Source organism: Arenibacterium sp. CAU 1754, assembly GCF_054482635.1.
The window spans coordinates 956,340-978,608 of the sequence record NZ_JBTLRG010000002.1; the positions used below are offsets into that span (position 1 = coordinate 956,340).

The following is a 22,269-nucleotide window of genomic DNA, read 5'->3' on the forward strand; positions in this document are numbered from 1 at the left end:
GAAGCCTCAGGATCAGGCTTCGCCCAGATTGGTTTCCAGCCAATGCTCCAGCCAGTGGATGTTATAGTCGCCGCTGAGAATGTCCTGTTCGTTCAGCAGGGCGTGGAACAGGGGCACCGTCGTGTCGACACCGTCCACGATCAGCTCGGACAAGGCGCGCTGCAGACGGGCCAGCGCCTCGGGTCGGTCGCGGCCATGCACGATCAACTTTCCGATCAGGCTGTCGTAATAGGGCGGGATGGAATAGCCGTCATACAGTGCCGAATCCATTCGCACGCCCAGACCGCCGGGGGCGTGATACTGGGTGATCTTGCCGGGGCAGGGCGAAAAATTCGGCAGTTTCTCGGCGTTGATCCGCACTTCGATCGCGTGACCGTTGATGGTCAGGTCGTCCTGGGTAAAGGACATCGGCAACCCTTCGGCAACGCGGATTTGTTCGCGCACCAGATCGACGCCGAAAATCGTCTCGGTCACCGGGTGTTCGACCTGCAGGCGGGTGTTCATTTCGATGAAATAGAATTCGCCGTTTTCGTACAGGAATTCGATCGTGCCCGCGCCGATATAATTGATCTTGGCCACGGCGTCGGCGCAGATCTTGCCGATGCGGGCGCGCTCCTCGGGGCTGATCGTGGGGCCGGGGGCCTCTTCGAAGACCTTCTGGTGGCGGCGCTGCAGGGAACAGTCGCGTTCGGCCAGATGCACGGCATTGCCCTTGCCATCGCCAAAGACCTGAACTTCGATGTGGCGCGGCGTGGTCAGGTATTTCTCGATATAGACTTCGTCGTTACCAAAGTTCGATTTGCCTTCGGCGCGGGCGGTCTGAAACGCTTTTTCCATATCGGCCGCGGTTTGGGCGACCTTCATCCCCTTGCCGCCGCCGCCGGCGGTGGCCTTGATGATGACCGGATACCCGATTTCCGCGCCGAGGCGCTGTGCGGTTTCAAGGTCCGGCACGCCACCGTCGCTTCCGGGAACGCAGGGGACGCCAAGGGCCTTCATGGTGTCCTTGGCGGTGATCTTGTCACCCATCATCCGGATGTGTTCGGCCGTCGGGCCGATAAAGGTGATGTCGTGATCCTCGACGATCTGAACGAAGTTGGCGTTTTCCGACAGGAATCCGTACCCGGGGTGGATGGCCTGTGCGCCGGTGATTTCGCAGGCCGAGATGATCGCCGGCACCGACAGATAGCTTTGCGGGCTGGGCGGCGGGCCGATACAGATTGATTCGTCTGCCATGCGCACATGCATCGCATCGCTGTCTGCGGTCGAGTGGACCGCGACCGTGGCAATGCCCATTTCACGCGCCGCGCGCACCACGCGCAAAGCGATCTCACCGCGATTGGCAATCAGGATTTTGTCAAACATCTGAATGCCTTATTCGATGATCACAAGGGGGGTGCCATATTCCACGGCGGCGCCGTCCTCGACCAGGATACGTTTGACCGTACCGGCGCGGGGGGCGGGGATGTGGTTCATCGTTTTCATCGCCTCGACGATTAGCAATGTATCGCCCTCGGCCACGGTGCTGCCAACGCTGATAAAGCTGGGCGCACTGGGTTCGGGCTGCATATAGACGGTGCCAACCATGGGCGAGGTCACTGCGCCGGGGTGGCTGGCGGGATCATCTGTGGCCACTGCTGCCGGTGCAGCGGCAGGCGCGACTGAAGGCGCGGCCGGGGCGGCGGCAATGGCAACGGGCGCTGCGGCGGCGACCGGGGCAGGGGCCATGCGGCTGACCCTGACATTCAGGCTGTCGTCTTCGCCGTATTCGCGTTTGACCTGAAGTTCCGTCAGATCGTTTTCACGCAGCAGTTCGGCCAGAGCCTTGATGAACGCCACGTCCGTGTCGTGTTTTTTTTCTGTCATGAGGTCCTCGACCGGTTCTGCTGTGCCCATCTAAGCGCGGGCTTACTCTGATTTCTGCTTATAGGCCATGGTTGGGCCTGTGAAAAGCGCCGTTGGGTGTCCTGTGACATGGGGGGGCGCGGAGATTTGCGAGGGGCAGGCGACTGCATGCGGTTGTGTCGCGCAAACTGGCCGCATTAGAGTGCCTCAGGGCAAAGGCCGGGGAGGGCCGAAGGAATGAATCTGGCGGTCTGGCTGCATCGGCAGGCACTGGCGAATCCGGAACGTCCGGCCTTGTATCTCGGGCGGGACATGGTGGCCGATTACGGAACCTTTCATCGGGGCGCCGGGGCGCTTGCGACGTGGTTGCAGGACCAGTGCATCGCGCCAGGGGATCGGGTGGCGATCTTCATGAAAAACTGCCCCGAATATCTGATGGCGGTCTATGGCATTTGGTACGCGGGGGCCGTGGCGGTGCCGGTCAACGCCAAATTGCATGGGCGCGAGGCGGCGTTCATCATTGAGAACTCTGGCGCGTTGATTGTGTTTGCTTCATCCGGGCTGGACGGATCGCTGCACGAGGCGGGCGTGACTGTTCGGGTGTGTTCGACACAGGGCGCCGACTTTGAGCAGGCCCTGCAATGTGATCCAGTGGCGGGTCCGGTGACGCGCGCGGGAGATGATCTGGCGTGGCTGTTTTACACGTCGGGCACGACAGGGCGGCCCAAGGGCGTGATGATCACGCACAGGATGCTGACGGTGATGTCGCTGGCCTATCTGTCGGACGTGGATCAGGTCAGCCCCCAAGACAGTATCCTTTACGCGGCCCCGATGAGCCACGGGGCTGGGATATACAACATGATCCATGTGCTGATGGGCGCGCGTCACGTGTGCCCGGTGTCTGGCGGATTTGACGAGGCCGAGATTTTTGATCTGTCACGCCATTTTGGGCGCGTGCAGATGTTTGCCGCGCCCACCATGGTCCGTCGCATGACCGATGTGGCGAAACAAACGGGCGAAACCGGCACAGGCCTGCGGACCGTGGTTTACGGCGGCGGGCCGATGTACGTGGCCGATATTGTCGACGCGGTGGATGTTTTCGGCCCCAGGTTCGTGCAGATTTACGGGCAGGGCGAATGCCCCATGGGAATCAGCGCCCTGTCGCGGGCCGAAGTGGCGGACCGCAACCACCCGCGGTGGCGCACGCGACTGGCAAGTGTGGGTCGGGCGCAGGCCCCGGTCGAGGTGCGCATTGGCGATGCGCAGGGGCAGGTTTTGCCGGCAGGTGAAATTGGCGAGATCATGGTGCGCGGCGATGTCGTCATGCCGGGGTACTGGCAGAACGACGAGGCAAACCGGAAAACGCTGATCGACGGCTGGCTGATGACGGGTGACATGGGGTTCATGGACGGTGAGGGCTATGTCACCATGCAGGACCGCTCCAAGGACATGATCATCTCGGGCGGATCAAACGTCTATCCGCGTGAGGTGGAGGAAGTCCTGTTGCAGCATCCCGAGGTAAGCGAAGTCTCGGTGGTCGGACGGCCTCACCCCGATTGGGGCGAAGAGGTTGTGGCCTTTGTCGTGGGTACGGCAGGCACAGCGGAACTTGATCAGCTGTGCAATGAGAATATTGCTCGCTTCAAACGACCCAAGCTATACCTGCATGTCGATGAATTGCCGAAGAACAATTACGGCAAGGTTCTGAAAACAAAGTTGAGACTAATGGTTCCGCCCACATAGTTTCCCGTTTCTAAAGAAAACAGAATGCCCCGAAATTGGATTGAGGCCATATGGCTCCCATAAAGCGATACTTGAATATGTCTGAGCCCGCTCTTCAGTTCGAATGTCCCCTCAGGGCGTCATTGCCGAGCTCAAATTGGCAGACTCCGCAGCCCCGGTTGACGTTGGTACGTTGGTCAGGACAGGACTGGCATCCCAATCCCGTGCTGAAACACGGATATAGTAGGTCGCACCGGAATTGGTGTTCAATGTGATTTCGGGTTTAGCCTGCAATGCGGTCATCAGGCCGACATTGAACAAATGAACGTAAGTTTCTGCCCTGATCTGTACGGGGCCTGCAGGGACATCAGCAACACGTTTGGTATTTATTCCCATGTGAGTGATCGGTGAACCGTTTACCGACACTGTGTAAAGATTTGCAGATCCTGCGAATTGTCCTGTGCGGTAAAGGACCAAACGTGCCTTGCCCGTTGAGATTTGAGCCGGCACGATTTGTTCAACTGTTTCAGTTTCGCATGCTGCTAACAGAAGACATGCTGAAAAGACGGCAATCACTTTTTTTAACATCAAACATCCTCCAAAAATCGATGGATAGGGTCCCAATGTGTGCAGGATACGGCATAGGAGCCTTATCGGAATTGACGCAAGTTAACGTCGCTTTGGCTTATCCACGTCGGCCCTTCGATGTTAAATGCCGTGAGAACGGGCTGGAGGTTCAGCTCATTTTTGCTTCCCGAGCCTGTTGCTCGAGAAGCTCCATGATCTTGATTTGCATCGCCGACGGCGGTGCCGTGTTTTGATCGTGAGGATGGTCGCGGTGTTGCGCATCGGATGTGTCGCTACTCGCAGCTGGCGGCGTGACCTGCTGCGTGGACGCGGCGGCCTGCGCGTCTGCGGGCAGGGCGGCGGGGTGCCCTGTGGTTTGGGGTGCCATGATCGGTACGCCGTATGTGATATGCATCGGAATGCTCCAAGTCTTGGTCGACGGAGCCCTCACCCGGCAATGAAGCTGCCGGGAAAGTGTTAACAAAAGAAAAAGGCGAGCCTTAGTGCCCGCCTTTTTGCGATTTGGATTTGCCTAAAACTGGCCGGATCAAATGGCCAGGTATTCGGCGCGCAGTTCCTCGTTCTCCAGAACTTCGGCGGCTGTGCCGTCAAAGACGATTCCACCGGTGTCCAGAATGACGGCGCGGTCGGCCAATTCCAGGGCCCGCACGGCGTTCTGTTCGACGATGACCGTGGTGATCCCCAGTTCCTTGATGGTGATCAGGGTCTTTTCGATCTCATCCACGATCACCGGCGCCAGACCTTCGTAAGGTTCATCCAGCAACAGCACCTTGATGTCCCGGCACAGGGCCCGCGCGATGGCAAGCATCTGCTGTTCACCGCCCGACAGGGTCACGCCTTCTTGCTTGCGGCGTTCGCCCAGACGCGGAAACAGTTCGTACACCCGTTCGATAGACCAGCCGATGGGCGGGGCGATCTGGGCCAGTTGCAGGTTTTCCTCGACCGTGAGGCCGGGGATGATGCGGCGATCTTCGGGCACCAGGCCCAGACCGGCGGCCGACGCCTCGTAGCTGGTCATATTGTGCAGCGGCTTGTGATCCAGCCAGATTTCACCGTGCTTCAGTTCGGGGTCGGCCAGACGGGCAATGGTCCGCAAGGTCGAGGTTTTTCCCGCGCCGTTCCGCCCCAGAAGGGCAAGGATTTCGCCTTCGTGGACGTTAAAGCTGATGCCCTGGACGATATAGCTTTCACCATAATAGGCATGCACATCCCAGATCGAAAGAAAGGCCGGGGCGGTGGTCGCCTGGTTTGCGTTCTTGGAAAAGTCCGGTTTGACGTTCATCTTGGTCTTCTCCCTTTATGCGCTTTCGCCAAGGTACGCTTCGCGCACTTTGGGATGGCCTTTGATGTTTTCGGGCGTGTCTTCCACCAGCGGAGTGCCCTGCGCCAGAACGGTGATCCGTTCGGCCAGCGAGAACACCACATGCATGTCGTGTTCGATGATGGCGATGGTGATGTCGCGCTCTTCCTTGATCTGTTTCAGCAGATCGATGGTGTTGTTGGTGTCGGCCCGCGCCATACCGGCGGTGGGTTCGTCCAGCAGCAACAGGCGTGGTTCCTGACTGAGGCACATGCCGATTTCCAGGCGACGTTTGTCACCGCGCGACATGGAGCCCGCGTGCATGTGACGCTTGTCAGCCATGTTCATGTCCACCAACATTTGTTCGGCGCGTTCGATGATGTCCTTCTGACCGGCCATCGAGGTCAGCGCGTTCATTTCGAACGACCCGTCCCGTTTGGCAAAGCAGGGGATCATCATGTTTTCCATCACCGTCAGATCGGTGAAGATTTCCGGCGTCTGGAAAACGCGCGAAATGCCCATCTGGTTGATCTCGTAAGGCGCACGTCCCAGAACGGACTGCCCGTCGAACATGACCGATCCGGTGTCCGGGATCAGCTTGCCCACAAGGCAGTTCAGCAGGGTGGATTTGCCCGCGCCGTTCGGACCGATGATGGCGTGCACGGTGTTTTCGGCAACCGAAAGGTTCACGTTGCCCAAGGCCTGCAAACCACCAAAGCGTTTATTGACGTTCTTGACTTCAAGGATACCCATCTGTCTGTCTCCTTATTCCGCAGGCTCGGTGGAACCGGCCGCTTTGTCATCGGAACCGGCGTTTTTGCGATTGCGCAACCAGTTGCCAATTCTCTGGCCACCTTCGACAAGGCCACCGGGCAGGAAGATCACGACCAGCATGAACAGCAGGCCCAGTGTCAGGTGCCAGCCTTTACCGATGAAGGGGTGGACGATGAACACCATGGCGTCTTCAAGTCCGTCGGGCATGAATGCGAACCACTGGTGCAGGACCGTGTCATTGATCTTGGAGAAGATGTTTTCGAAGTACTTGATGAACCCCGCGCCAAGGATCGGGCCGATCAGCGTACCGGCGCCGCCAAGGATGGTCATCAGAACAACCTCACCCGAGGCCGTCCACTGCATCCGTTCGGCACCGGCAAGCGGGTCCATCGAGGACAGCAGACCGCCGGCCAGACCGGCATACATGCCCGAAATCACGAACGCAGCCAGAGTGTAGGGGCGCGTGTTCAGGCCGGTATAGTTCATCCGCTGCTGGTTCGATTTGACCGCACGCAGCATCATGCCAAAGGGTGAGCGGAAGATGCGGATCGCAAGATAGAAGCTGGCCAGCATGATGATGGCGCAGACGTAGTAGCCCGCGTTGAAGGTGAACAGCCAGTTGCCCAGTTCCAGCTGGTAGCTGCTGCGCATCGCCATACCAAAGAGGTGGGGCACGTCAGGCGCATTGGCCGAGGCAAAGATTTGCGGGTCCGAGTTATAGACTTGAAGACCTGTTTCACCGTTGGTCAGGTTATAGCTGGAACTGGGGTTGCCCAGAACCGAATAGGCCAGATTGTAGGACATCTGCGCAAAGGCCAGTGTCAGGATCGAAAAGTAGATCCCCGAGCGACGCAGGCTGACAAAACCGATCAGCACCGAAAACAGCCCGGCAACGATGACCGACAGGATGATCGACGGGATCACGTTGTAGCTGAGCAGTTTGAACATCCACACCGCAGCGTAAGAGCCCACACCGAGAAAGGCCGCGTGACCAAAGCTGAGATAGCCGGTCAGGCCAAAGAGCAGATTGAACCCGATCGCCAGGATCCCGAAGATCACGAAGCGCTGCATCAGGTCGGGATAGCCCGCGTTGAACTGCGCCATGGCGCTGCCTTCGGGGAAGGGGTTGAGAATGAACGGCGCGAACAGTGCCAGCACGGCCACGATGATCAAAAGTGTAGTGTCTTTTTTGTCGAGTCCGAGCATCGCTTAGTCCTCCATCACGCCCTTGCGTCCCATCAGGCCACGGGGCCGGGTCAGCAAGATGACGATCGCAACAAGGTAGATAATGATCTGGTCAATGCCGGGCAGGATCGCTTTGATCTCGTTCATCGAAGCGAAGGCCTCGAGAATACCCAACATGAACCCGGCAAGTACGGCGCCCGGAAGGCTGCCCATTCCGCCGACAACAACCACCACGAAACTGAGCACGAGGAAATCCATGCCCATGTGATAGTTGGGTGAGTTGATTGGCGCATACATCACCCCGGCCAGACCCGCCACCGCGGCGGCGATGGCAAACATCAGTGTAAAGCGGCGGTCGATGTTGATGCCCAGCAGGCCAACGGTTTCGCGGTCGGCCATGCCGGCGCGCACCACCATACCGAAGGTCGTGAATTGCAGGAACGCAAAGACGGCACCGATGATGACAGCGGCAAATGCGAAATAGACCATACGCCAGTAGGGGTAGATGATCGCGTTCGGATCAAAGCCCAGCAGAACGCCAAAGTCGAAAGATCCTCGGAACGCGTCGGGGGCGCCGGTCGGGATCGGGTTGGCGCCGTAAAAATATTTCACGATTTCCTGCAGAACGATGGCCAGGCCAAAGGTCACGAGGATCTGATCAGCGTGCGGACGTTTGTAGAAGTGTTTGATCAACCCGCGTTCCATGACGTACCCGACCACCAGCATGACCGGAATGGCCAGAAGAATGGCCAGAGGCACGGACCAGTCGATGATGGCAGCGCCAGTCTCGGGGCCGAACCAGGCTTCGACATAGGGGGTTTTGACCTTCATCGCGTTGCCGAGAAAGTCTTTTTGCGTCTCATCAACGGTTTCAAAGCTGAGATTCAGCAAGCGCTGCATCGTCACGGCACAGAAGGCACCGACCATGAACAGCGCGCCATGCGCAAAGTTGACAACGCCAAGCGTGCCAAAGATGAGAGTCAGGCCCAACGCAATCAGCGCATAGGCCGAGCCCTTGTCGAGCCCGTTCAGAATTTGGAGGATAATCGCGTCCATCGGTCCCCACCTTTGGGTTGATCAGGGTGGAATTAGGTAAGAACCGGCCGGTGTTTTGTCACAAAGGCGTCCGGTTCAAGAGAGTGCCCGGCCACGCGTGCGGCGCGGCCGGGCCAAGTCCTGGGCGACTTAGGCGCCCGGGTTGCACTTGCCGAGTTCGCCACCGGCGAACATCGGGTGATCCGGTGCATATGTAACCTGAGCGGCAGGTGTCACTTCGACAACTTCCAGCAGGTCGAACTCGGACGTCGGGTTTTCTTTACCGCGCACGACCAGAACGTCCTTGAAGCACTGGTGGTCTTCGGCACGGTACAGTGTTTTGCCGTTGCCCAGACCGTCGAATTCGAAGCCTTCCAGCGCTTCGACGATACCACAGGGGTTGAAGGTGCCCGCGCGTGTCGCCGCGTCTGCATAGAGCAGGGTCTGGCAATACACGGTGTGAGCAGCCTGCGACGGCGGGAAGCCGTACTTGGTACCAAAGGATTTCACGAATGCTTTGGAGCCTTCGTCCTGCAGCGACCAGTGCCAGTTGGTCGAACCGTGAATGCCTTTCACGTTTTCGCCGGCACCTTTCGCCATCAGGCGCGAATAGAGCGGAACAACGATTTCGAAGTTCTTGCCGTTCACCTGCTTGTCGCGCAGACCGAACTGAACCGCATTGGTCAGCGAGTTGACCATGTTCCCGCCATAGTGGTTCAGAACCAGAACGTCAGCACCGGAGTTCAGAACCGGAGCGATATAGGACGAGAAGTCGGTCGCGGCCAGCGGCGTGCGCACGGCGTTCACGGTTTCCCAGCCCAGAGCTTCGGTCGATGCTTTGATCGACTCTTCCTGGGTCCAGCCCCAGGTGTAGTCGGCGGTCAGATGATAGGCTTTACGGTCGCTGCCATAAAGGCTCTGCAGAACCGGAGCCAGTGCGGCGCCCGACATGTATCCGTTAAAGAAGTGACGGAAGCCATTGGCTTTCTTGTCTTTACCGGTGGTGTCGTTCGAGTGGGTCAGACCCGCCATGAAGATAACGCCAGCCTCTTGGCAGAGACCCTGAACGGCGATCGCAACACCCGACGAGGAACCGCCGGTGATCATGACTGCGCCATCTTTTTCGATCATCGACTTGGCCGATGCGCGGGCTGCGTCCGATTTGGTTTGAGTGTCACCTGTAACGAATTCGACTTTCTTGCCCAGGATGCCGTTGCCCTGCAGTTCTTTCGAGCTGAAGGTGCTCAGCATGCCGCCGTCGCCGCCACCGTTCAGGTGCTCAACAGCCAGCTCATAGGCGCGCAGTTCGTCGGCGCCTTCGTCGGCATAAGGGCCGGTCTGGGGTACGTTGAAACCCAGCGTGACGGACGACCCTGTAGGTTCGTTCAGATAAGCGGCCGCGGATGACGCGGTGAAAATGGTCGGCAGAGCGACGCCGGCACCGGCAAGTGTACCGGTCTTCAGCACGCCACGACGTGTGACATCAGATTTGGACATTAAAATCCTCCCATTGCGTGAAACGCACTGCGCGGCTCCTCGTAATCGCGCAGTGCAGGCACGTTTGTGCAAATTCACTATGCGGCATTACCAGAAAACCACGCAATAAACCCCTTGATGGTCACAATATTTTTGTAAATAAATACACAAGCAGTGTGAGGGATCTGTAAATTGCATTATGTTGCAATGCAGAAACTCGTTGAAATAAAGTGAAAAAAGGGCCTGCCCGACATGGCGCGTGACACTCTGACCGGCAGCCGTATCCGGGAACGACGATCAATTGCGGGTTTGCGGCAAGCCGACCTTGCGCGACAAATTGGCATTTCAGCTTCCTACCTCAATCTGATCGAGCATAACCGCCGCAGAATCGGCGGAAAACTCTTGGTCGACATCGCCCGGGTTCTGGGGGTCGAGCCTTCGATGCTGACCGAAGGCGCCGAGGCTGCGTTGATCGCGACGCTGCGCGAGGCAGCCGCCGATGCCGGCGCGGTCGCGGCGGAAACCGACCGGGCCGACGAATTTGCCGGTCGCTTTCCGGGCTGGGCCGAGGTTCTGGCTCTGGGGCACCGCAGGATCGCATCGCTGGAACGCACGGTCGAAACTCTTTCCGACCGGTTGGCGCATGACCCGCATCTGGCGGGTTCCCTGCACGAGGTTCTGTCCACCGCCGCGGCAATCCGCTCGACCGCTTCGATTCTGGCGGAAACCGGCGAGCTGGAGCAGGAATGGCGCGACAGGTTTCACCGCAATCTGAACGAGGACAGCCGTCGGCTGGCCGAAAGTAGCAAGGCGCTGGTGACGTATCTGGACGATACGGACAACGGCGATGACCAACGTGGCATACCCCGCGAAGAAGCCGAAGCGTTTTTTGCGGCCCACGGATATCACTTTCCCGCTTTGGAGACGGGGGAAAGTGACCCTGATACATTGGTCAAGTCGGCACCGGGGTTGGCCTCGGGTGCGGCGCGCCACATCGCGCGCGAGTTGCTGGCGATATATGTCGCGGATTCGCGGGCCTTGCCCTATGAGCCGTTTCTGGAGGCGATCAACCGACTGGGGCCGGACCCGATGGCGCTCGCAACCGAGTTCGAAGCCGAGCTGCCGACGGTGTTGCGCCGGTTGGCAGCTATGCCCGAAGGAGCCTTGCCATTCGAGGCCGGGCTGGTGGTCTGTGACGCCTCTGGCAGCGTTCTTTTTCGGCGGCCCATCAACGGGTTCTCGGTTCCGCGCTTCGGATCACCCTGTCCGCTATGGCCGCTGTTTCAGGTGCTGAGTCGTCCCTTGGTTCCGGTGCGCCGCAGGATCGTGCAAATGGGGCGTACGGGGGCCCAGTTCGATTGTATGGCATTGGCCTGGCCGCAGCGCGTCACGAGCTTTGACGAGGAGCCGCTGTATCATGCGACCATGCTGATCCTGCCGGTCCAGCAAGCGGATGAAACCGAAGGCGACGTACGCGCAGTTGGGAGCAGTTGCCGCGTGTGCCCGCGCGTCGGATGTCACGCCCGCCGCGAGCCGTCCATTTTGCGGAAAGAATTTTGACAGGGATGCAACTGCGCGGCTAAGCTGATTGAAAGGCATCTGAAAAACGGTGCTGAGGCGTAGCGTGGACTGCGCCTTATGGGGGAGGAAGAGCGATCAATGAACCGGCATGTTCTGCTGATCGAGGATGAACCAAACATTATCGAGGCCATTCGTTTCCTGCTGACCCGTGACGGGTGGCATGTGGATACGCATGAAGACGGCAGTGACGCGGTTGAGGTGATACAGGCGGCAAAGCCTGATCTGGTGATTCTGGACATGATGTTGCCCGGCAAAAGCGGCATGGAAATCCTGCGCGAACTGCGGGATATTCAGGACCTGGCGGCTTTGCCGGTGCTGATGCTGACGGCGCGCGGTCAGTCCCGCGACCGGGACATGGCCGAAAGGGCTGGTGTCAGCCGGTTCATGACCAAACCGTTTTCAAACACCGAAGTGCTGACCGCCGTGCGGGATCTGGTGGCGCAGGCATCGCGCCCATGACCCAGGAGGGCAACGACCTGCCGGGTACCAAGCCCGGATCGCAGGCCCTGTTTCTTGAACGGCGTGGATACCGACGCCGCCGGTTGATGGATGCGGCGCGGCTTTTGCCTATTCTGGGGACAGTCCTGTTCATGATCCCCTTGTTGTGGCCCAGATCCGGCGGCGGGGATGACATCGCCGAACCGGGGGTCAGCACGTCCGGGGCCTATCTTTACGTCTTCGTTGCCTGGGGTGGCCTGATCGCCTGTGCCGCCGTGTTCGGATACATTCTCCGCCGCTGGGGCGAGGCAGACGGGCCACAAGGGCCGGGGCAGGGCTAATGGCGTCGCTCAACCTTCTGGTTCTGGTCTGTCTTGGGTATGTGGCCCTGTTGTTCGCAGTGGCCTTTCTGGCCGATCGGGTGGCGGCCCGTGGGCGCAGCACCTGGTTGCGCTCACCGCTCGTCTACACGTTTTCCCTGTCGATTTATTGCACGGCGTGGACGTTTTACGGCGCCGTTGGATACGCGGCGCGGTCCGGTCTTGAATTCGTGACGATCTACATCGGGCCGACGCTTGTGATGATCGGCTGGTGGTGGGGCCTGCGCAAACTGGTTCGGATCGGGCGCAGTCAGCGGGTGACCTCGATCGCGGACCTCATTTCGTCACGCTATGGCAAATCGAACACGCTGGCCGTCTGCGTGACCTTGCTCGCGGTGATCGGGATCACGCCTTATATTTCCCTTCAACTCCAGTCGATTACGCTGTCTTTTTCAATCTTTGCCGAAGCAGACCCCAACAGCGGATATGACGAAGGGGCCAGCGTGTTCTGGGTTGCGGCGGGACTGGCGGTCTTTGCCATTCTGTTCGGCACCCGGAACCTGGATGCGAACGAACGCCACCACGGTGTGGTCACCGCCATCGCGTTAGAAGCGGTGGTCAAGATGGTGGCCCTGCTTGCGGTGGGGATATTCGTCGTCTGGGGCATCGCGGGGGGCATTCCCGAAACGCTGGCGCGGATCGATGCATCCGAGATCGGACACTGGCAGGTCAATGGCGGGCGCTGGGCGGCGATCACTTTCCTGTCGGCGGCGGCCTTCGTCTGCCTTCCGCGGATGTTTCAGGTGATGGTCGTCGAAAACGACGACGAGCAGCATTTGCGCACCGCCGCTTGGGCCTTTCCGCTTTATCTGTTTCTGATGAGCCTGTTCGTGGTGCCTATCGCGGTTGTCGGCCTGGACCTTATGCCAGCCGGGGCAAACCCCGACCTTTTTGTTCTGACCGTTCCGCTGAGCCAGGGACGCGAAGGGTTGGCGATGCTCTCGTTCCTGGGCGGGTTCTCGTCGGCCACGTCCATGGTGATCGTGGCTGCAATGGCCCTGTCGACGATGGTTTCGAACCATATTGTCATGCCAATCTGGCTGTCGTCGCGGGGCACAGGGGCCTCGGTATCGGGCGATGTGCGCAACTTTGTCTTGCTGGCGCGGCGGATCTCGATCGGCGTGATCATGGCGCTGGGCTGTTTTTACTACGAACTGTCGGGCGGCGGGACGGCGCTGGCCTCGATCGGACTGATTGCTTTTGCAGGGATCGCCCAGATCCTGCCGGCGCTGGTCGGGGGATTGTTCTGGCGCGGGGCCACGCGGGTCGGGGCCTTGGCGGGTCTGATCACCGGGTTCGTGGTCTGGTTCTATGTTTTGCTGCTGCCGGGGCTGGGCACCGGCGTGATGCCGGAAACGATCATGCAGAACGGCCTGTTTGGCTGGTCGTGGCTGCGGCCACAGGCATTGTTCGGCATCTCAGGGCTGGATCCGATTGTGCATGCGGTGATGTGGAGCCTGTCGCTGAACACGCTGGCGTTCTGCGCCGCGTCGCTGATCAGTTTTCCCAATCCGGTCGAACGGCTGCAGGGGGCGCAGTTCGTCAATGTGTTCGACCATACCGCAGGTCTGCGCGGGTGGGCCGGTTCGGTTGCCCAGACCGAGGACCTGATGGTGATGACGCAGAGGATTTTGGGCTCGGAAGATGCGCGCGCCCTGTTCCATAGCGAGGCCGCGCGGCAGGGCGGGCACGGGGAATTGCCGGAACCGACGCCCGAATTCCTGGAAAAACTGGAACGGCAATTGGCCGGGTCGGTCGGCGCGGCCACGGCGCATGCGATGATTGGGCAGATCGTCGGAGGCAGTTCGGTGTCGGTTCAGGACCTGCTGGCTGTCGCCGACGAAAGCGCGCAGATGCTGGAGTATTCAAGCAAGCTTGAGGCACAGTCGGAAGAATTGACCCGGACCGCCGGGCAGTTGAGGGAAGCCAACGAGAAGCTGACCCAAATTTCGGTACAAAAGGATTCCTTTCTCAGCCAGGTCAGCCATGAACTGCGCACCCCCATGACGTCGATCCGCGCGTTTTCGGAAATCCTGCGTGATGCAAACGGGTTGGAGACACAGGAAAAGCGCCGCTATGCCACGATCATTCATGATGAGGCATTGCGGCTGACCCGTCTGCTGGATGATTTGCTGGACCTGAGCGTCCTTGAAAGCGGGCAGGTCAATCTGAACATGCGCAGCGGGTCGCTTGAACATGTGCTGGATCACGCGGTTTCCGCGGCATTGGCGGGGTCGCAGGGGCCTTTGCGGGTCAAGCGGCGGCGCCTGAACGAAACGGTACATCTCTATTCCGATCTCGACCGGTTGGCGCAGGTGTTCATAAACCTGATCGCGAATGCCCAGAAATATTGCGATGCGTCCGATCCCGAACTGTCAATTGACGTCCATCAGGACGGCGGCGTTCTGGTGGTGGATTTCATCGACAACGGTAGTGGTGTTCCAGTCGACGCGCAATCGATGGTATTTGAGAAATTTGCCCGCGTCAGTGCGGAAAAGGCCGGCGGCGCGGGGCTGGGGCTGGCGATCTGCCGCGAGATCATACAGCGGCTGGGCGGGAATGTCTCGTACCTCAGGGGGCAGGGCGGTGGCGCGTTTCGCGTAACCTTGCCAATGGCGCGGGAAATGGCAGCGCAATAGAAGTCTGTAAAGGCATTCGTAACCAACCTTGCATAGACCTGAGCCTGAAAGGGCCAATGTCAGCAGGTCGGAACCGCATGGAAGCCAAGGCATCAGACACCGCACTTCAGCGCAAGATGGCCGCCGGGCGCGACGGCACGCGCAAAACCGGTCGGTCGGCACTGCGCGCGCTCAGACTTGGCTTGGCGCGCAGCGCGGCAGATCTGTTCGACATGCCGCTGTCGGTGATCGGCGCGGTCCAGACGCGCAGTGCGCAGGACGCCCTGGCTGAGCATCTCAGGGATGATCGTCTGTTGCTTTTGCTTGACGGGCCGGACGGGCGCGTGGGCGGGGCCAGTGTGGATCGCGGCGCGCTGGCGGCGCTGATCCAGCAGCAGACCACCGGGCGCGTTCTGGGCGGCGATCCGGGGGAGCGTCCGTTTACCGCGACCGATGCGGCAATGGTTGCGCCGTTGATGGATGAAATGCTGGCCCGGGCCGGCGGCATCGCGGACAGCGCGTTGGACCGGAAATGTCTGGACGGATACCGCTTTGGGGCGCGGGCCGAGGATATGCGCAGCCTGATGCTTGCGGTCGAGGCTGAACGGTTTCGCGTATTTGACCTGACACTCGAATTTGAAGGTGGCCTGCTGCAGGGCGCGATCTGCCTTGTCCTGCCTGATATCGAGGCGGGGCAGGTGTCAGGTCAGACTGAAACGGTTGATGCCGGGCCTCGTCTGGAACAGTCCCTGTCGACGGCGCGGGCGAATCTGATGGCCGTGGTCGGGCGCCTGCGCCTCTCATTGTCCGATCTGGGCAAGATGCAAGCGGGTGACATCCTGCCGCTGAACCGACAGCGGCTGGACCAGGCAGAACTGATTGCGATCGATGGGCGCAGGGTCGCCGCGGCGTGTCTGGGGCAGTCGGGCGGCCTGTGGGCCGTTCGCCTGAACGAGGTCGCGGCAGTGCAGACTGCGCCGCAGACAGCAGGGCGGATGGAATTTCAGGCGCTGATCGACACCCCGGGCATCCCGGCGTCGGCACATGCGGATGATACAACTCACGACTTACCGCCAGCACGGCTGGAAGAGATATGGCCGACGCCCGATCCTGTCGGGGCGGCTGCGGATGTCGACGGGTTGACCGGACTACAGAATGAAGAGACCGAAAGCGATTTTCTCAACCTGAGCCCGGAAGATGCTGCCGCCGAAATTTCGGAACTGGCCGGGCTGTCCCTTGAAGACGAGGGGCAGGTCCCCGCATTTGACGATGTCAACTGACCGCTGAACGAAAAACGCGCCGGGCTGGACCCGGCGCGCATCATGACTTTCGTTTTATCTCAACCCTGTGACCGGGCCAGTTGCTCCAACGTAGGGCGCAACCCGTCCAGCTGATATCCGGCGTTTGCAGTCGCGGCCAGGATATCGTCGGTCGCCATGTCGCCTGCCTGACCCAGCGCCCAGACCACTGAACACCGCGTGCCCGAGGCGCAATAGGCCAGCACCGGACCGTCGGCAGTGTCGATCAGTGCCCGCTGCCTGGCCACGTTTTCCGGGGTCATGGTCTGATGTGTCAGTTCCAGAACCTCGAATGTCAGACCCGCAGCCCGCGCCGCCGCGCCAATGGCGTCTGCCCGATGGCTTGGCGGGACTTCGGCATCCGGGCGGTTGCAGATGATGGTGGTAATCCCTTCAGCTGCAATTGCGGGGATATCCTCGACCGCGATTTGCGGCGAGACCTGATAGCGGGGGGACAGTTGACGTGCTTGCATGGCGCACCCTTACGCCGCCACGGCAAGCCTGTCCAGCGTCCGGCCCACTGCTGGCGCCGCGCCCATGCCAACCAGCATCGCGGCCATGAACACAAGACCACCCGCACCACCATAGCTGAGCGATGCAACTGCGGGTCCCGGGCACAATCCGGCCAGTCCCCAGCCCATGCCAAAGATCACCGATCCGGTGACCAGACGGCGGTCAAGCTCGGGGCGGGGCAGGGCAGGAAACTCTCCCCCGGCGGCAGGTTTGCGGCCATGGGTCAGGCGCCATGCGATGAACATCGGTATGATCGCGCCGCCCATCACAAAGGCAAGCGTCGGGTCCCAGTCGCCGAACACGTCCAGCCATCCCTGAACCTTGGTCGTGTCGGTCATACCGGACATGAAGAGACCGGCGCCAAACAGGCTGCCGGAAAGAAGCGAAAAAATAATCCGCATCAGATCAGCCCCCAGACATGGCGCAGCAGCGCCAGGGTCAGACCACCGGCGAGGATATAAAAGACGGTCGCGACCATGCCGCGCAACGAGAGCCGCGAAATGCCGCACACGCCGTGGCCCGACGTACAGCCATTGGCAATCCGCGATCCCACCCCGACCAGCAGGCCGGCAACAATGATGACCGCGTAATTGCTGGTCACGTGCGTTGCGATGTCGACATTGTAAAGCGGTGTCATGATGATCGGCAGTACAATCACACCTGCCAGAAAGGCCAGGCGTTCAAGGGCGGTGTTCCATCCCGTTCCATCGACGAGCCCGCCGATGATACCGCTTGCTCCCATGATGCGGCCGTTCCCCAACAGGTAAACGGCCCCCGCAAGGCCGATGACGAAACCGCCAACCAAGCCCCATATCCAATCCTGTTCCATCAGGTCTGTCCTTCAGTTGTTCGCGCTTTTTTTGTTTGTGAGTGGTGATCTTAGTGATCAGATCTTGTTTACGGGCAGCTTCAAAAATACGTCGCCCTGATCGTCCGGATCGGGCATGTTGCCGGCCCGCATGTTCACCTGCAGCGAAGGCAGGATCAGGCGCGGCATCGGCAGCGTGGCATCCCGTGTGTCGCGCATCCGGGTAAATTCCTCGATGCTGCGACCCTGGCCAATGTGGATATTCAGGGCTTTCTGTTCGCCCACGGTGGTTTCCCATGCATAGTCGTCCCGACCGGGGGCCTTATAGTCATGGCCTACGAAAATGCGGGTTCCATCCGGCAGGGCCAGAATCTTCTGGATGGATTTGAAAAGCGTCTCGGACGATCCGCCGGGAAAGTCGCAGCGCGCCGTGCCGAAATCGGGCATGAACAGCGTGTCGCCGACAAAGGCCGCATCGCCGATGACATAGGTCAGGCAGGCCGGGGTATGACCCGGGGTGTGCAGCACGTCTCCGCGCAGCTGACCGATGTGGAAACTGTCGCCTTCCTTGAACAGCGCGTCGAACTGTGACCCGTCGCGCTGGAATTCGGTGCCTTCGTTGAACACTTTGCCGAACGTGTCCTGCACGATCGTGATCCTATCACCGATCCCGATCTGGCCACCCAGCGCCTGTTGCAGGAAGGGGGCCGCCGACAGGTGGTCGGCATGGACGTGGGTTTCGAGAATCCATTCGACGCTCAGCTTTTCAGCGCGCACATATTCGATGATCCGGTCAGCCGAGGACGTGTCTGTCCGCCCCGATGCGTGATCGAAATCCAGAACGCTGTCGATGATGGCGCAGGCGCTGCCCTGGGGATCGCGAACGACGTAGGAAACCGTGTTGGTCGCCTCGTCAAAAAAAGCTTTGACCGTGGGTGTCATGGAAGGGTCTCCTTCTGCTTGGCAAGACATATATTGTTTTATGCATATGTTGCAAGCATCATTTCGTTCCCGGATTGACGTGAATCAAGGTTTGGATTGGTGAATCATGCGACTCTTGCGCTAAATTCGCCAATTGAATGAGCAGTTCGGCGCAAATCCGCGTTGTCCGGGCTGCTTCTGGGGCAGATTCGAGAAAACGTCATATGCCTGTGGTACAAAGTGAATCGACAGGAGAGCATAAAATAATGGGAGACCCTGATGGACGATAAGATGCTGCTGAAAGCCGCCGAAAAACTTGCAAACGAGGTTTCGACCGCCAGCCCCAAGAAACGCCTTGAGTTGCAGCCCGAGTTGAATCGGGTCGTTGAACACATGATCGCGCAGGGCATGCATGTTCCGCCGCGCGTGCGTGATCTGAACACCGTTCTTTTGGAAGAAGCTATCGAAGACCGGTTTGACAATATGCCGGTCTGATCAGCCGAGGATCACACCCACAACCACCAGCATCAGGCCAATGGCCGACAAAAGGAATGCGCCCAGATTGATGGGCAGCACCGAAGCAACCGCAGCGCGCAGGTCCTCATCACTCAGGCCTGCGCGTTTTGCCTTTGTCACCTTGAGAATGCACCAGAGCACACCAACCAGCCCGATAACCGACATCGCGGCACCGCCCCAGATCATCATTTCGAACATGTGATACCTCGTTCCGGGTCATTCAGGGCGCCTTTCGTGGCGCGGGACGGCGAGCTGGCGCACGGCCACGGCCCGGTCCGGGCCTTAGCGGATCGGTTCGTCCGGTGCAAGACCGGGGCAGGGGGGCTTTCCCACCTTGCGGCGCGGACTTGGGGGCGGTATCCGGGAGGCCGCAAGCCAATCACCATTCAGACGGAGCCCTTTCATGAGCGATACCAACACCGACGCCAGCTATCGTGTGACCGCAGACGAACTGCGCCAGTTCATCGAACGGATCGAACGGCTGGAAAGTGAGAAAAAGGACCTCGCCGAGCAGCAGAAAGAGGTGATGGCCGAGGCCAAGGCGCGTGGCTATGATACCAAGGTGATGCGCAAGGTCGTGGCTCTGCGCAAGCGCGACAAGGACGACATCGCCGAAGAAGAAGCGATCCTGGAGATGTACAAGGAAGCGCTGGGCATGTGACCCGCGGGCGGCTTTCGGGCCGCCTCAGCCCGTCCCGACATCGGTGCGGGCGACAGAGACCGATTTGATCACTGCAAAAACCGATTTTCCGGGCGCCAGGTCAAGCGCATCCGCAGATCTGCGGGTGATCCGCGCCAGCAATCTATCCTCGCCACATTGCATCTGAGCCACCACGCCGGGCCCGCTGCCTTCGCGCAGGACGATGATCTGGACGGGCAAGATGTTCAGGGCCGACAGGCCCTCGGGGGAGGTGCGTGACAGGATCACGTCATGGGCCAGAATGCGTACCCGGGTACGCGTGCCTACCGCGTTTTCCATCCGGGGCAGAAACAGCCGTCCGCCGGAAATTGCCAGTTCCGTCAATCCGTCGGCATGGTGTTTGGCGATGCGGGCCGGCAGAACTGCCCCTGCCTCGCGCACGCCCAGTTGGCGCACCATGTCCGGATCGGACAGCACCTGTTCGGCCGGACCTGACCGGGCAACGCGCCCGTCTTCAAGCACGACAACCGTCGTTGCCAGACGCGCAACCTCGGAAACCGAGTGGCTGACATACAGGATCGGAAGATCGGTATGATCGCGCAACCGCTCCAGGTAGGGCAGGATTTCGGCCTTGCGGGCCGCATCCAGCGCGGCCAGCGGTTCGTCCATAAGCAACAGGCGCGGACGCGACAGCAGCGCCCGCCCGATGGCGACCCTCTGTTTCTCGCCCCCGGACAGGGCGGCGGGTTTGCGGTCGAGCAGGTTCGTGATGCCCAGCAGGTCGGCGACGTCATCAAGGGTGGGGCCCGTGGCGTCGGCCGGGGCGAATTTCTGACCATAGATCATGTTGCGCCGCACCGTCATATGCGGAAACAGGCGGCCATCCTGAAAAACATACCCCATGCGGCGCTGCCACGGGGGCAGGCACAGGTCCTTAGCGCTGTCGAACAGGGGTTTGCCCGCCAGCATGATCCGTCCGGTATCGGGGCGCAACAGCCCTGCCAGCGCATTGACGACGGTGGTCTTGCCGGTTCCGGAGCGGCCAAAAAGGGCGGTGATCCCGCCCGGGGCCTCAAAAGCCACGTCCAGCGTGAAATCGCCCTGGTTGTGGGTGATGTCGAGTGACAGGGTCATGTCCCGGAAATCCGTTTTGCCGCACGGCGCGCCAGCAGTTCGGACGCCAGCAAGGCCACCATGGCCACCACGACCGACACGATGACAAGCCGCGCAGCCGGGCCTTCGCCGCCCGGCACCTGCAGAAAGGTATAGATGGCCGAAGGCAGCGTTTGGGTCTGGCCGGGAATGTTGGAGACAAAGGTAATGGTCGCGCCAAATTCACCCATTGCCTTGGCAAAAGCCAGAACCGCGCCGGTGATCAAGGCGGGCAGGATGAGGGGCAGGGTGACGGTGAAAAACACTGCGGAACGGCGCGCGCCAAGGGTCGCGGCGGCCTGTTCAAGCTTTGGGTCGACGGCCTCGACCCCCAGCCGGATCGCCCGCACCATCAGTGGAAACGCCATGATTGCCGCCGCCAGAACTGCGCCTGTCCAGCGAAAGGCAAGGACCAGGCCAAAGGTCTCTTCCAGCCAATGGCCCACCATGCCGCGCCGCCCGAATGTCAGCAGCAACAGGTAGCCCGTGACCACCGGCGGCAGGATCAGCGGCAGATGGACCAGTCCGTTCAACAGCTGTTTGCCGCGAAACTGCCAGCGTGCAAGCGCATAGGCCACCAGGATACCCGGTGGCAGCGCCAGCAGCGTCGCCCAGAACGCCACTTTCAGCGAGAGGGCAACCGCCTGCCATTCCTCGGGGCCCAGCCAAGTCGTCATTCACCGGCTCCGATCACGCCAAACCCGTGTGCGCGAAATATCCCGGCCGCCGCAGGCCCTGTGAGAAAGTCAAAGAAATCGCGCGTTTCGGCTGTGTCGCCATCGCGCAAGATCGCCGCCGGATAGCGGATTGGCGGGTGGGTTTCAGGTGCAAAACTGTCGATGACGTGCACGCGCGGATCGGCAAGCGCGTCGGTGGCATAGACAATGCCAAGCGGCGCTTCGCCCATCGCGACAAGCCGCAAGGTGGCGCGCACATTGTCGGACTGGGCAATGCGTGTGCGCACGTCCTCCCACAGACCAAGGAATTCCAACGCCGCTCGTCCATAAATGCCAGCAGGAACCGCATCGACCAGCGCCATCGCCAAACGCCCGTCCTGACCCAGCGCAGCCGCCAGATCCGGATGCGCCGACAGTCTGAGCGTTGTATCAGTGCCGGGGGCCGCGATCAGAACCAGCCTGTTGGTCAGCAGATTGACGCGGGTGTCATCGACAAGAGCACCATCTGCCTCAAGGGTATCCATCCATGCCGCATTGGCCGAAATGAACACCTGCGCCGGAGCCCCATACTGAATCTGGCGTGCCAGTGCGGAACTGCCCCCATACGAGATTTGCACCTGGTTCGGGCTGTCCGCAAGGTAGCGGTCGGCCACGTCATCCAGCGCGGTCTTGAGGCTGGCGGCCGCAAACACTGTCACGGTCGGCTGCGCATCAACCGCAGACCCAAACAACGCCAGGCACAGCACAAGAGGCTGAAGAAACCGGCGAAATCCGGGACTGGTCATTCTGGGGCACCTCACGA

At 60.4% G+C, this 22,269-nt stretch carries 25 protein-coding genes; 8 read left to right on the forward strand and 17 right to left on the reverse strand.

Features of this window, described 5'->3' with window-relative positions; genetic code table 11:
* Window positions 1-12 precede the first annotated feature (12 nt).
* Together accC and accB are read right to left on the reverse strand one after the other, a co-directional pair.
* A complete protein-coding gene (gene accC / locus ACXYMO_RS11440; protein WP_458878812.1) occupies window positions 13-1,365 on the reverse strand; it encodes an acetyl-CoA carboxylase biotin carboxylase subunit in 1,353 nt (450 codons plus the stop codon).
* A 9-nt stretch (window positions 1,366-1,374) separates the two neighbouring features.
* Window positions 1,375-1,866, reverse strand: coding sequence for an acetyl-CoA carboxylase biotin carboxyl carrier protein (gene accB, locus ACXYMO_RS11445; protein ID WP_458878813.1), 492 nt, complete (start codon window positions 1,864-1,866; stop codon window positions 1,375-1,377).
* Between the two features lie 216 nt (window positions 1,867-2,082).
* Between accB and ACXYMO_RS11450 the strand changes: the two genes are divergently transcribed.
* Window positions 2,083-3,588, forward strand: a complete 1,506-nt coding sequence (locus tag ACXYMO_RS11450; RefSeq protein WP_458878814.1) for a class I adenylate-forming enzyme family protein — start codon at window positions 2,083-2,085, stop codon at window positions 3,586-3,588.
* Window positions 3,589-3,699: 111 nt separating this feature from the next.
* Here ACXYMO_RS11450 and ACXYMO_RS11455 read toward each other — a convergent pair whose 3' ends face one another.
* The 7 genes from ACXYMO_RS11455 to ACXYMO_RS11485 all read right to left on the reverse strand — a co-directional run bounded on the left by ACXYMO_RS11455 (window position 3,700) and on the right by ACXYMO_RS11485 (window position 9,946).
* Entirely contained in the window at window positions 3,700-4,155 is a 456-nt protein-coding gene (locus ACXYMO_RS11455) for a hypothetical protein (protein WP_458878815.1), read from the reverse strand.
* A gap of 148 nt (window positions 4,156-4,303) precedes the next feature.
* Window positions 4,304-4,549 (reverse strand): hypothetical protein, encoded by a 246-nt coding sequence (locus ACXYMO_RS11460; RefSeq protein ID WP_458878816.1) that lies wholly within the window; start codon window positions 4,547-4,549, stop codon window positions 4,304-4,306.
* A 132-nt stretch (window positions 4,550-4,681) separates the two neighbouring features.
* Window positions 4,682-5,437, reverse strand: coding sequence for an ABC transporter ATP-binding protein (locus ACXYMO_RS11465; protein ID WP_458878817.1), 756 nt, complete (start codon window positions 5,435-5,437; stop codon window positions 4,682-4,684).
* 15 nt (window positions 5,438-5,452) lie between these two features.
* The gene (locus tag ACXYMO_RS11470; RefSeq protein ID WP_458878818.1) at window positions 5,453-6,208 is read right to left on the reverse strand and encodes an ABC transporter ATP-binding protein; all 756 of its coding nucleotides are present in this window, start codon (window positions 6,206-6,208) and stop codon (window positions 5,453-5,455) included.
* A gap of 12 nt (window positions 6,209-6,220) precedes the next feature.
* A complete protein-coding gene (locus tag ACXYMO_RS11475) occupies window positions 6,221-7,435 on the reverse strand; it encodes a branched-chain amino acid ABC transporter permease (protein ID WP_458878819.1) in 1,215 nt (404 codons plus the stop codon).
* A 3-nt stretch (window positions 7,436-7,438) separates the two neighbouring features.
* Window positions 7,439-8,470 (reverse strand): branched-chain amino acid ABC transporter permease, encoded by a 1,032-nt coding sequence (locus ACXYMO_RS11480; protein WP_458878820.1) that lies wholly within the window; start codon window positions 8,468-8,470, stop codon window positions 7,439-7,441.
* Window positions 8,471-8,599: 129 nt separating this feature from the next.
* The gene (locus ACXYMO_RS11485) at window positions 8,600-9,946 is read right to left on the reverse strand and encodes a substrate-binding protein (protein ID WP_458878821.1); all 1,347 of its coding nucleotides are present in this window, start codon (window positions 9,944-9,946) and stop codon (window positions 8,600-8,602) included.
* Between the two features lie 231 nt (window positions 9,947-10,177).
* Between ACXYMO_RS11485 and ACXYMO_RS11490 the strand changes: the two genes are divergently transcribed.
* From ACXYMO_RS11490 to ACXYMO_RS11510, 5 genes are all read left to right on the forward strand, one after another.
* Window positions 10,178-11,485, forward strand: a complete 1,308-nt coding sequence (locus ACXYMO_RS11490; protein ID WP_458878822.1) for a short-chain fatty acyl-CoA regulator family protein — start codon at window positions 10,178-10,180, stop codon at window positions 11,483-11,485.
* A gap of 99 nt (window positions 11,486-11,584) precedes the next feature.
* Window positions 11,585-11,965 carry a response regulator transcription factor gene (locus ACXYMO_RS11495; RefSeq protein WP_458878823.1) on the forward strand — a complete coding sequence of 127 codons (381 nt, stop codon included), beginning with the start codon at window positions 11,585-11,587 and terminating at the stop codon, window positions 11,963-11,965.
* Window positions 11,962-12,285 carry a hypothetical protein gene (locus ACXYMO_RS11500; RefSeq protein WP_458878824.1) on the forward strand — a complete coding sequence of 108 codons (324 nt, stop codon included), beginning with the start codon at window positions 11,962-11,964 and terminating at the stop codon, window positions 12,283-12,285. The genes ACXYMO_RS11495 and ACXYMO_RS11500 overlap by 4 nt, the downstream gene beginning before the upstream one ends.
* Window positions 12,285-14,963 carry an ATP-binding protein gene (locus ACXYMO_RS11505; RefSeq protein WP_458878825.1) on the forward strand — a complete coding sequence of 893 codons (2,679 nt, stop codon included), beginning with the start codon at window positions 12,285-12,287 and terminating at the stop codon, window positions 14,961-14,963. Before ACXYMO_RS11500 ends, ACXYMO_RS11505 begins: the two co-directional genes overlap by 1 nt.
* 77 nt (window positions 14,964-15,040) lie before the next feature.
* A complete protein-coding gene (locus ACXYMO_RS11510) occupies window positions 15,041-16,222 on the forward strand; it encodes a FliM/FliN family flagellar motor C-terminal domain-containing protein (RefSeq protein WP_458878826.1) in 1,182 nt (393 codons plus the stop codon).
* Between the two features lie 59 nt (window positions 16,223-16,281).
* Here ACXYMO_RS11510 and ACXYMO_RS11515 read toward each other — a convergent pair whose 3' ends face one another.
* Genes ACXYMO_RS11515 through ACXYMO_RS11530 form a run of 4 tightly spaced genes read right to left on the reverse strand, consistent with a single transcriptional unit; the run spans window position 16,282 to window position 18,503 of the window.
* Complete coding sequence (locus tag ACXYMO_RS11515) at window positions 16,282-16,713, reverse strand: protein tyrosine phosphatase family protein (protein ID WP_458878827.1); 432 nt, start codon at window positions 16,711-16,713, stop codon at window positions 16,282-16,284.
* A 9-nt stretch (window positions 16,714-16,722) separates the two neighbouring features.
* Window positions 16,723-17,154 (reverse strand): DUF6691 family protein, encoded by a 432-nt coding sequence (locus tag ACXYMO_RS11520; protein ID WP_458878828.1) that lies wholly within the window; start codon window positions 17,152-17,154, stop codon window positions 16,723-16,725.
* The gene (locus ACXYMO_RS11525; RefSeq protein ID WP_458878829.1) at window positions 17,154-17,582 is read right to left on the reverse strand and encodes a YeeE/YedE family protein; all 429 of its coding nucleotides are present in this window, start codon (window positions 17,580-17,582) and stop codon (window positions 17,154-17,156) included. Before ACXYMO_RS11525 ends, ACXYMO_RS11520 begins: the two co-directional genes overlap by 1 nt.
* 57 nt (window positions 17,583-17,639) lie before the next feature.
* Entirely contained in the window at window positions 17,640-18,503 is an 864-nt protein-coding gene (locus ACXYMO_RS11530) for an MBL fold metallo-hydrolase (RefSeq protein WP_458878830.1), read from the reverse strand.
* Between the two features lie 258 nt (window positions 18,504-18,761).
* On the opposite strand from ACXYMO_RS11530, the gene ACXYMO_RS11535 reads away from it, so the two are divergent.
* Entirely contained in the window at window positions 18,762-18,977 is a 216-nt protein-coding gene (locus ACXYMO_RS11535) for a hypothetical protein (RefSeq protein WP_458878832.1), read from the forward strand.
* On the opposite strand, the gene ACXYMO_RS11540 is transcribed toward ACXYMO_RS11535, so the two are convergent.
* Complete coding sequence (locus tag ACXYMO_RS11540) at window positions 18,978-19,196, reverse strand: hypothetical protein (protein WP_458878833.1); 219 nt, start codon at window positions 19,194-19,196, stop codon at window positions 18,978-18,980.
* 205 nt (window positions 19,197-19,401) lie between these two features.
* Here ACXYMO_RS11540 and ACXYMO_RS11545 point away from each other — a divergent pair, with 205 nt between their 5' ends.
* Window positions 19,402-19,659 (forward strand): DUF2312 domain-containing protein, encoded by a 258-nt coding sequence (locus ACXYMO_RS11545; protein WP_458878834.1) that lies wholly within the window; start codon window positions 19,402-19,404, stop codon window positions 19,657-19,659.
* A 24-nt stretch (window positions 19,660-19,683) separates the two neighbouring features.
* Here the strand turns inward: ACXYMO_RS11545 and modC are convergent, their stop codons facing one another.
* Genes modC through modA form a run of 3 tightly spaced genes read right to left on the reverse strand, consistent with a single transcriptional unit; the run spans window position 19,684 to window position 22,252 of the window.
* Entirely contained in the window at window positions 19,684-20,772 is a 1,089-nt protein-coding gene (modC, locus tag ACXYMO_RS11550; protein ID WP_458878835.1) for a molybdenum ABC transporter ATP-binding protein, read from the reverse strand.
* The gene (modB, locus tag ACXYMO_RS11555) at window positions 20,769-21,467 is read right to left on the reverse strand and encodes a molybdate ABC transporter permease subunit (RefSeq protein ID WP_458878836.1); all 699 of its coding nucleotides are present in this window, start codon (window positions 21,465-21,467) and stop codon (window positions 20,769-20,771) included. The genes modC and modB overlap by 4 nt, the downstream gene beginning before the upstream one ends.
* A complete protein-coding gene (modA, locus tag ACXYMO_RS11560) occupies window positions 21,464-22,252 on the reverse strand; it encodes a molybdate ABC transporter substrate-binding protein (protein ID WP_458878837.1) in 789 nt (262 codons plus the stop codon). The genes modB and modA overlap by 4 nt, the downstream gene beginning before the upstream one ends.
* Window positions 22,253-22,269 lie beyond the last annotated feature (17 nt).

Bases quoted from the DNA above. Each gene is read 5' to 3' on its own strand.
- ACXYMO_RS11495 (WP_458878823.1), top strand. From the start codon at position 11,585: ATGAACCGGCATGTTCTGCTGATCGAGGATGAACCAAACATTATCGAG.
- ACXYMO_RS11475 (WP_458878819.1), bottom strand. From the start codon at position 7,435: ATGCTCGGACTCGACAAAAAAGACACTACACTTTTGATCATCGTGGCC.
- ACXYMO_RS11485 (WP_458878821.1), bottom strand. From the start codon at position 9,946: ATGTCCAAATCTGATGTCACACGTCGTGGCGTGCTGAAGACCGGTACA.
- ACXYMO_RS11540 (WP_458878833.1), bottom strand. From the start codon at position 19,196: ATGTTCGAAATGATGATCTGGGGCGGTGCCGCGATGTCGGTTATCGGG.
- ACXYMO_RS11520 (WP_458878828.1), bottom strand. From the start codon at position 17,154: ATGCGGATTATTTTTTCGCTTCTTTCCGGCAGCCTGTTTGGCGCCGGT.
- ACXYMO_RS11460 (WP_458878816.1), bottom strand. From the start codon at position 4,549: ATGCATATCACATACGGCGTACCGATCATGGCACCCCAAACCACAGGG.
- ACXYMO_RS11455 (WP_458878815.1), bottom strand. From the start codon at position 4,155: ATGTTAAAAAAAGTGATTGCCGTCTTTTCAGCATGTCTTCTGTTAGCA.
- accB (WP_458878813.1), bottom strand. From the start codon at position 1,866: ATGACAGAAAAAAAACACGACACGGACGTGGCGTTCATCAAGGCTCTG.
- ACXYMO_RS11535 (WP_458878832.1), top strand. From the start codon at position 18,762: ATGGACGATAAGATGCTGCTGAAAGCCGCCGAAAAACTTGCAAACGAG.
- ACXYMO_RS11545 (WP_458878834.1), top strand. From the start codon at position 19,402: ATGAGCGATACCAACACCGACGCCAGCTATCGTGTGACCGCAGACGAA.
- ACXYMO_RS11480 (WP_458878820.1), bottom strand. From the start codon at position 8,470: ATGGACGCGATTATCCTCCAAATTCTGAACGGGCTCGACAAGGGCTCG.
- ACXYMO_RS11470 (WP_458878818.1), bottom strand. From the start codon at position 6,208: ATGGGTATCCTTGAAGTCAAGAACGTCAATAAACGCTTTGGTGGTTTG.
- modA (WP_458878837.1), bottom strand. From the start codon at position 22,252: ATGACCAGTCCCGGATTTCGCCGGTTTCTTCAGCCTCTTGTGCTGTGC.
- ACXYMO_RS11505 (WP_458878825.1), top strand. From the start codon at position 12,285: ATGGCGTCGCTCAACCTTCTGGTTCTGGTCTGTCTTGGGTATGTGGCC.
- ACXYMO_RS11500 (WP_458878824.1), top strand. From the start codon at position 11,962: ATGACCCAGGAGGGCAACGACCTGCCGGGTACCAAGCCCGGATCGCAG.
- modC (WP_458878835.1), bottom strand. From the start codon at position 20,772: ATGACCCTGTCACTCGACATCACCCACAACCAGGGCGATTTCACGCTG.
- accC (WP_458878812.1), bottom strand. From the start codon at position 1,365: ATGTTTGACAAAATCCTGATTGCCAATCGCGGTGAGATCGCTTTGCGC.
- ACXYMO_RS11515 (WP_458878827.1), bottom strand. From the start codon at position 16,713: ATGCAAGCACGTCAACTGTCCCCCCGCTATCAGGTCTCGCCGCAAATC.
- modB (WP_458878836.1), bottom strand. From the start codon at position 21,467: ATGACGACTTGGCTGGGCCCCGAGGAATGGCAGGCGGTTGCCCTCTCG.
- ACXYMO_RS11450 (WP_458878814.1), top strand. From the start codon at position 2,083: ATGAATCTGGCGGTCTGGCTGCATCGGCAGGCACTGGCGAATCCGGAA.
- ACXYMO_RS11525 (WP_458878829.1), bottom strand. From the start codon at position 17,582: ATGGAACAGGATTGGATATGGGGCTTGGTTGGCGGTTTCGTCATCGGC.
- ACXYMO_RS11530 (WP_458878830.1), bottom strand. From the start codon at position 18,503: ATGACACCCACGGTCAAAGCTTTTTTTGACGAGGCGACCAACACGGTT.
- ACXYMO_RS11490 (WP_458878822.1), top strand. From the start codon at position 10,178: ATGGCGCGTGACACTCTGACCGGCAGCCGTATCCGGGAACGACGATCA.
- ACXYMO_RS11465 (WP_458878817.1), bottom strand. From the start codon at position 5,437: ATGAACGTCAAACCGGACTTTTCCAAGAACGCAAACCAGGCGACCACC.
- ACXYMO_RS11510 (WP_458878826.1), top strand. From the start codon at position 15,041: ATGGAAGCCAAGGCATCAGACACCGCACTTCAGCGCAAGATGGCCGCC.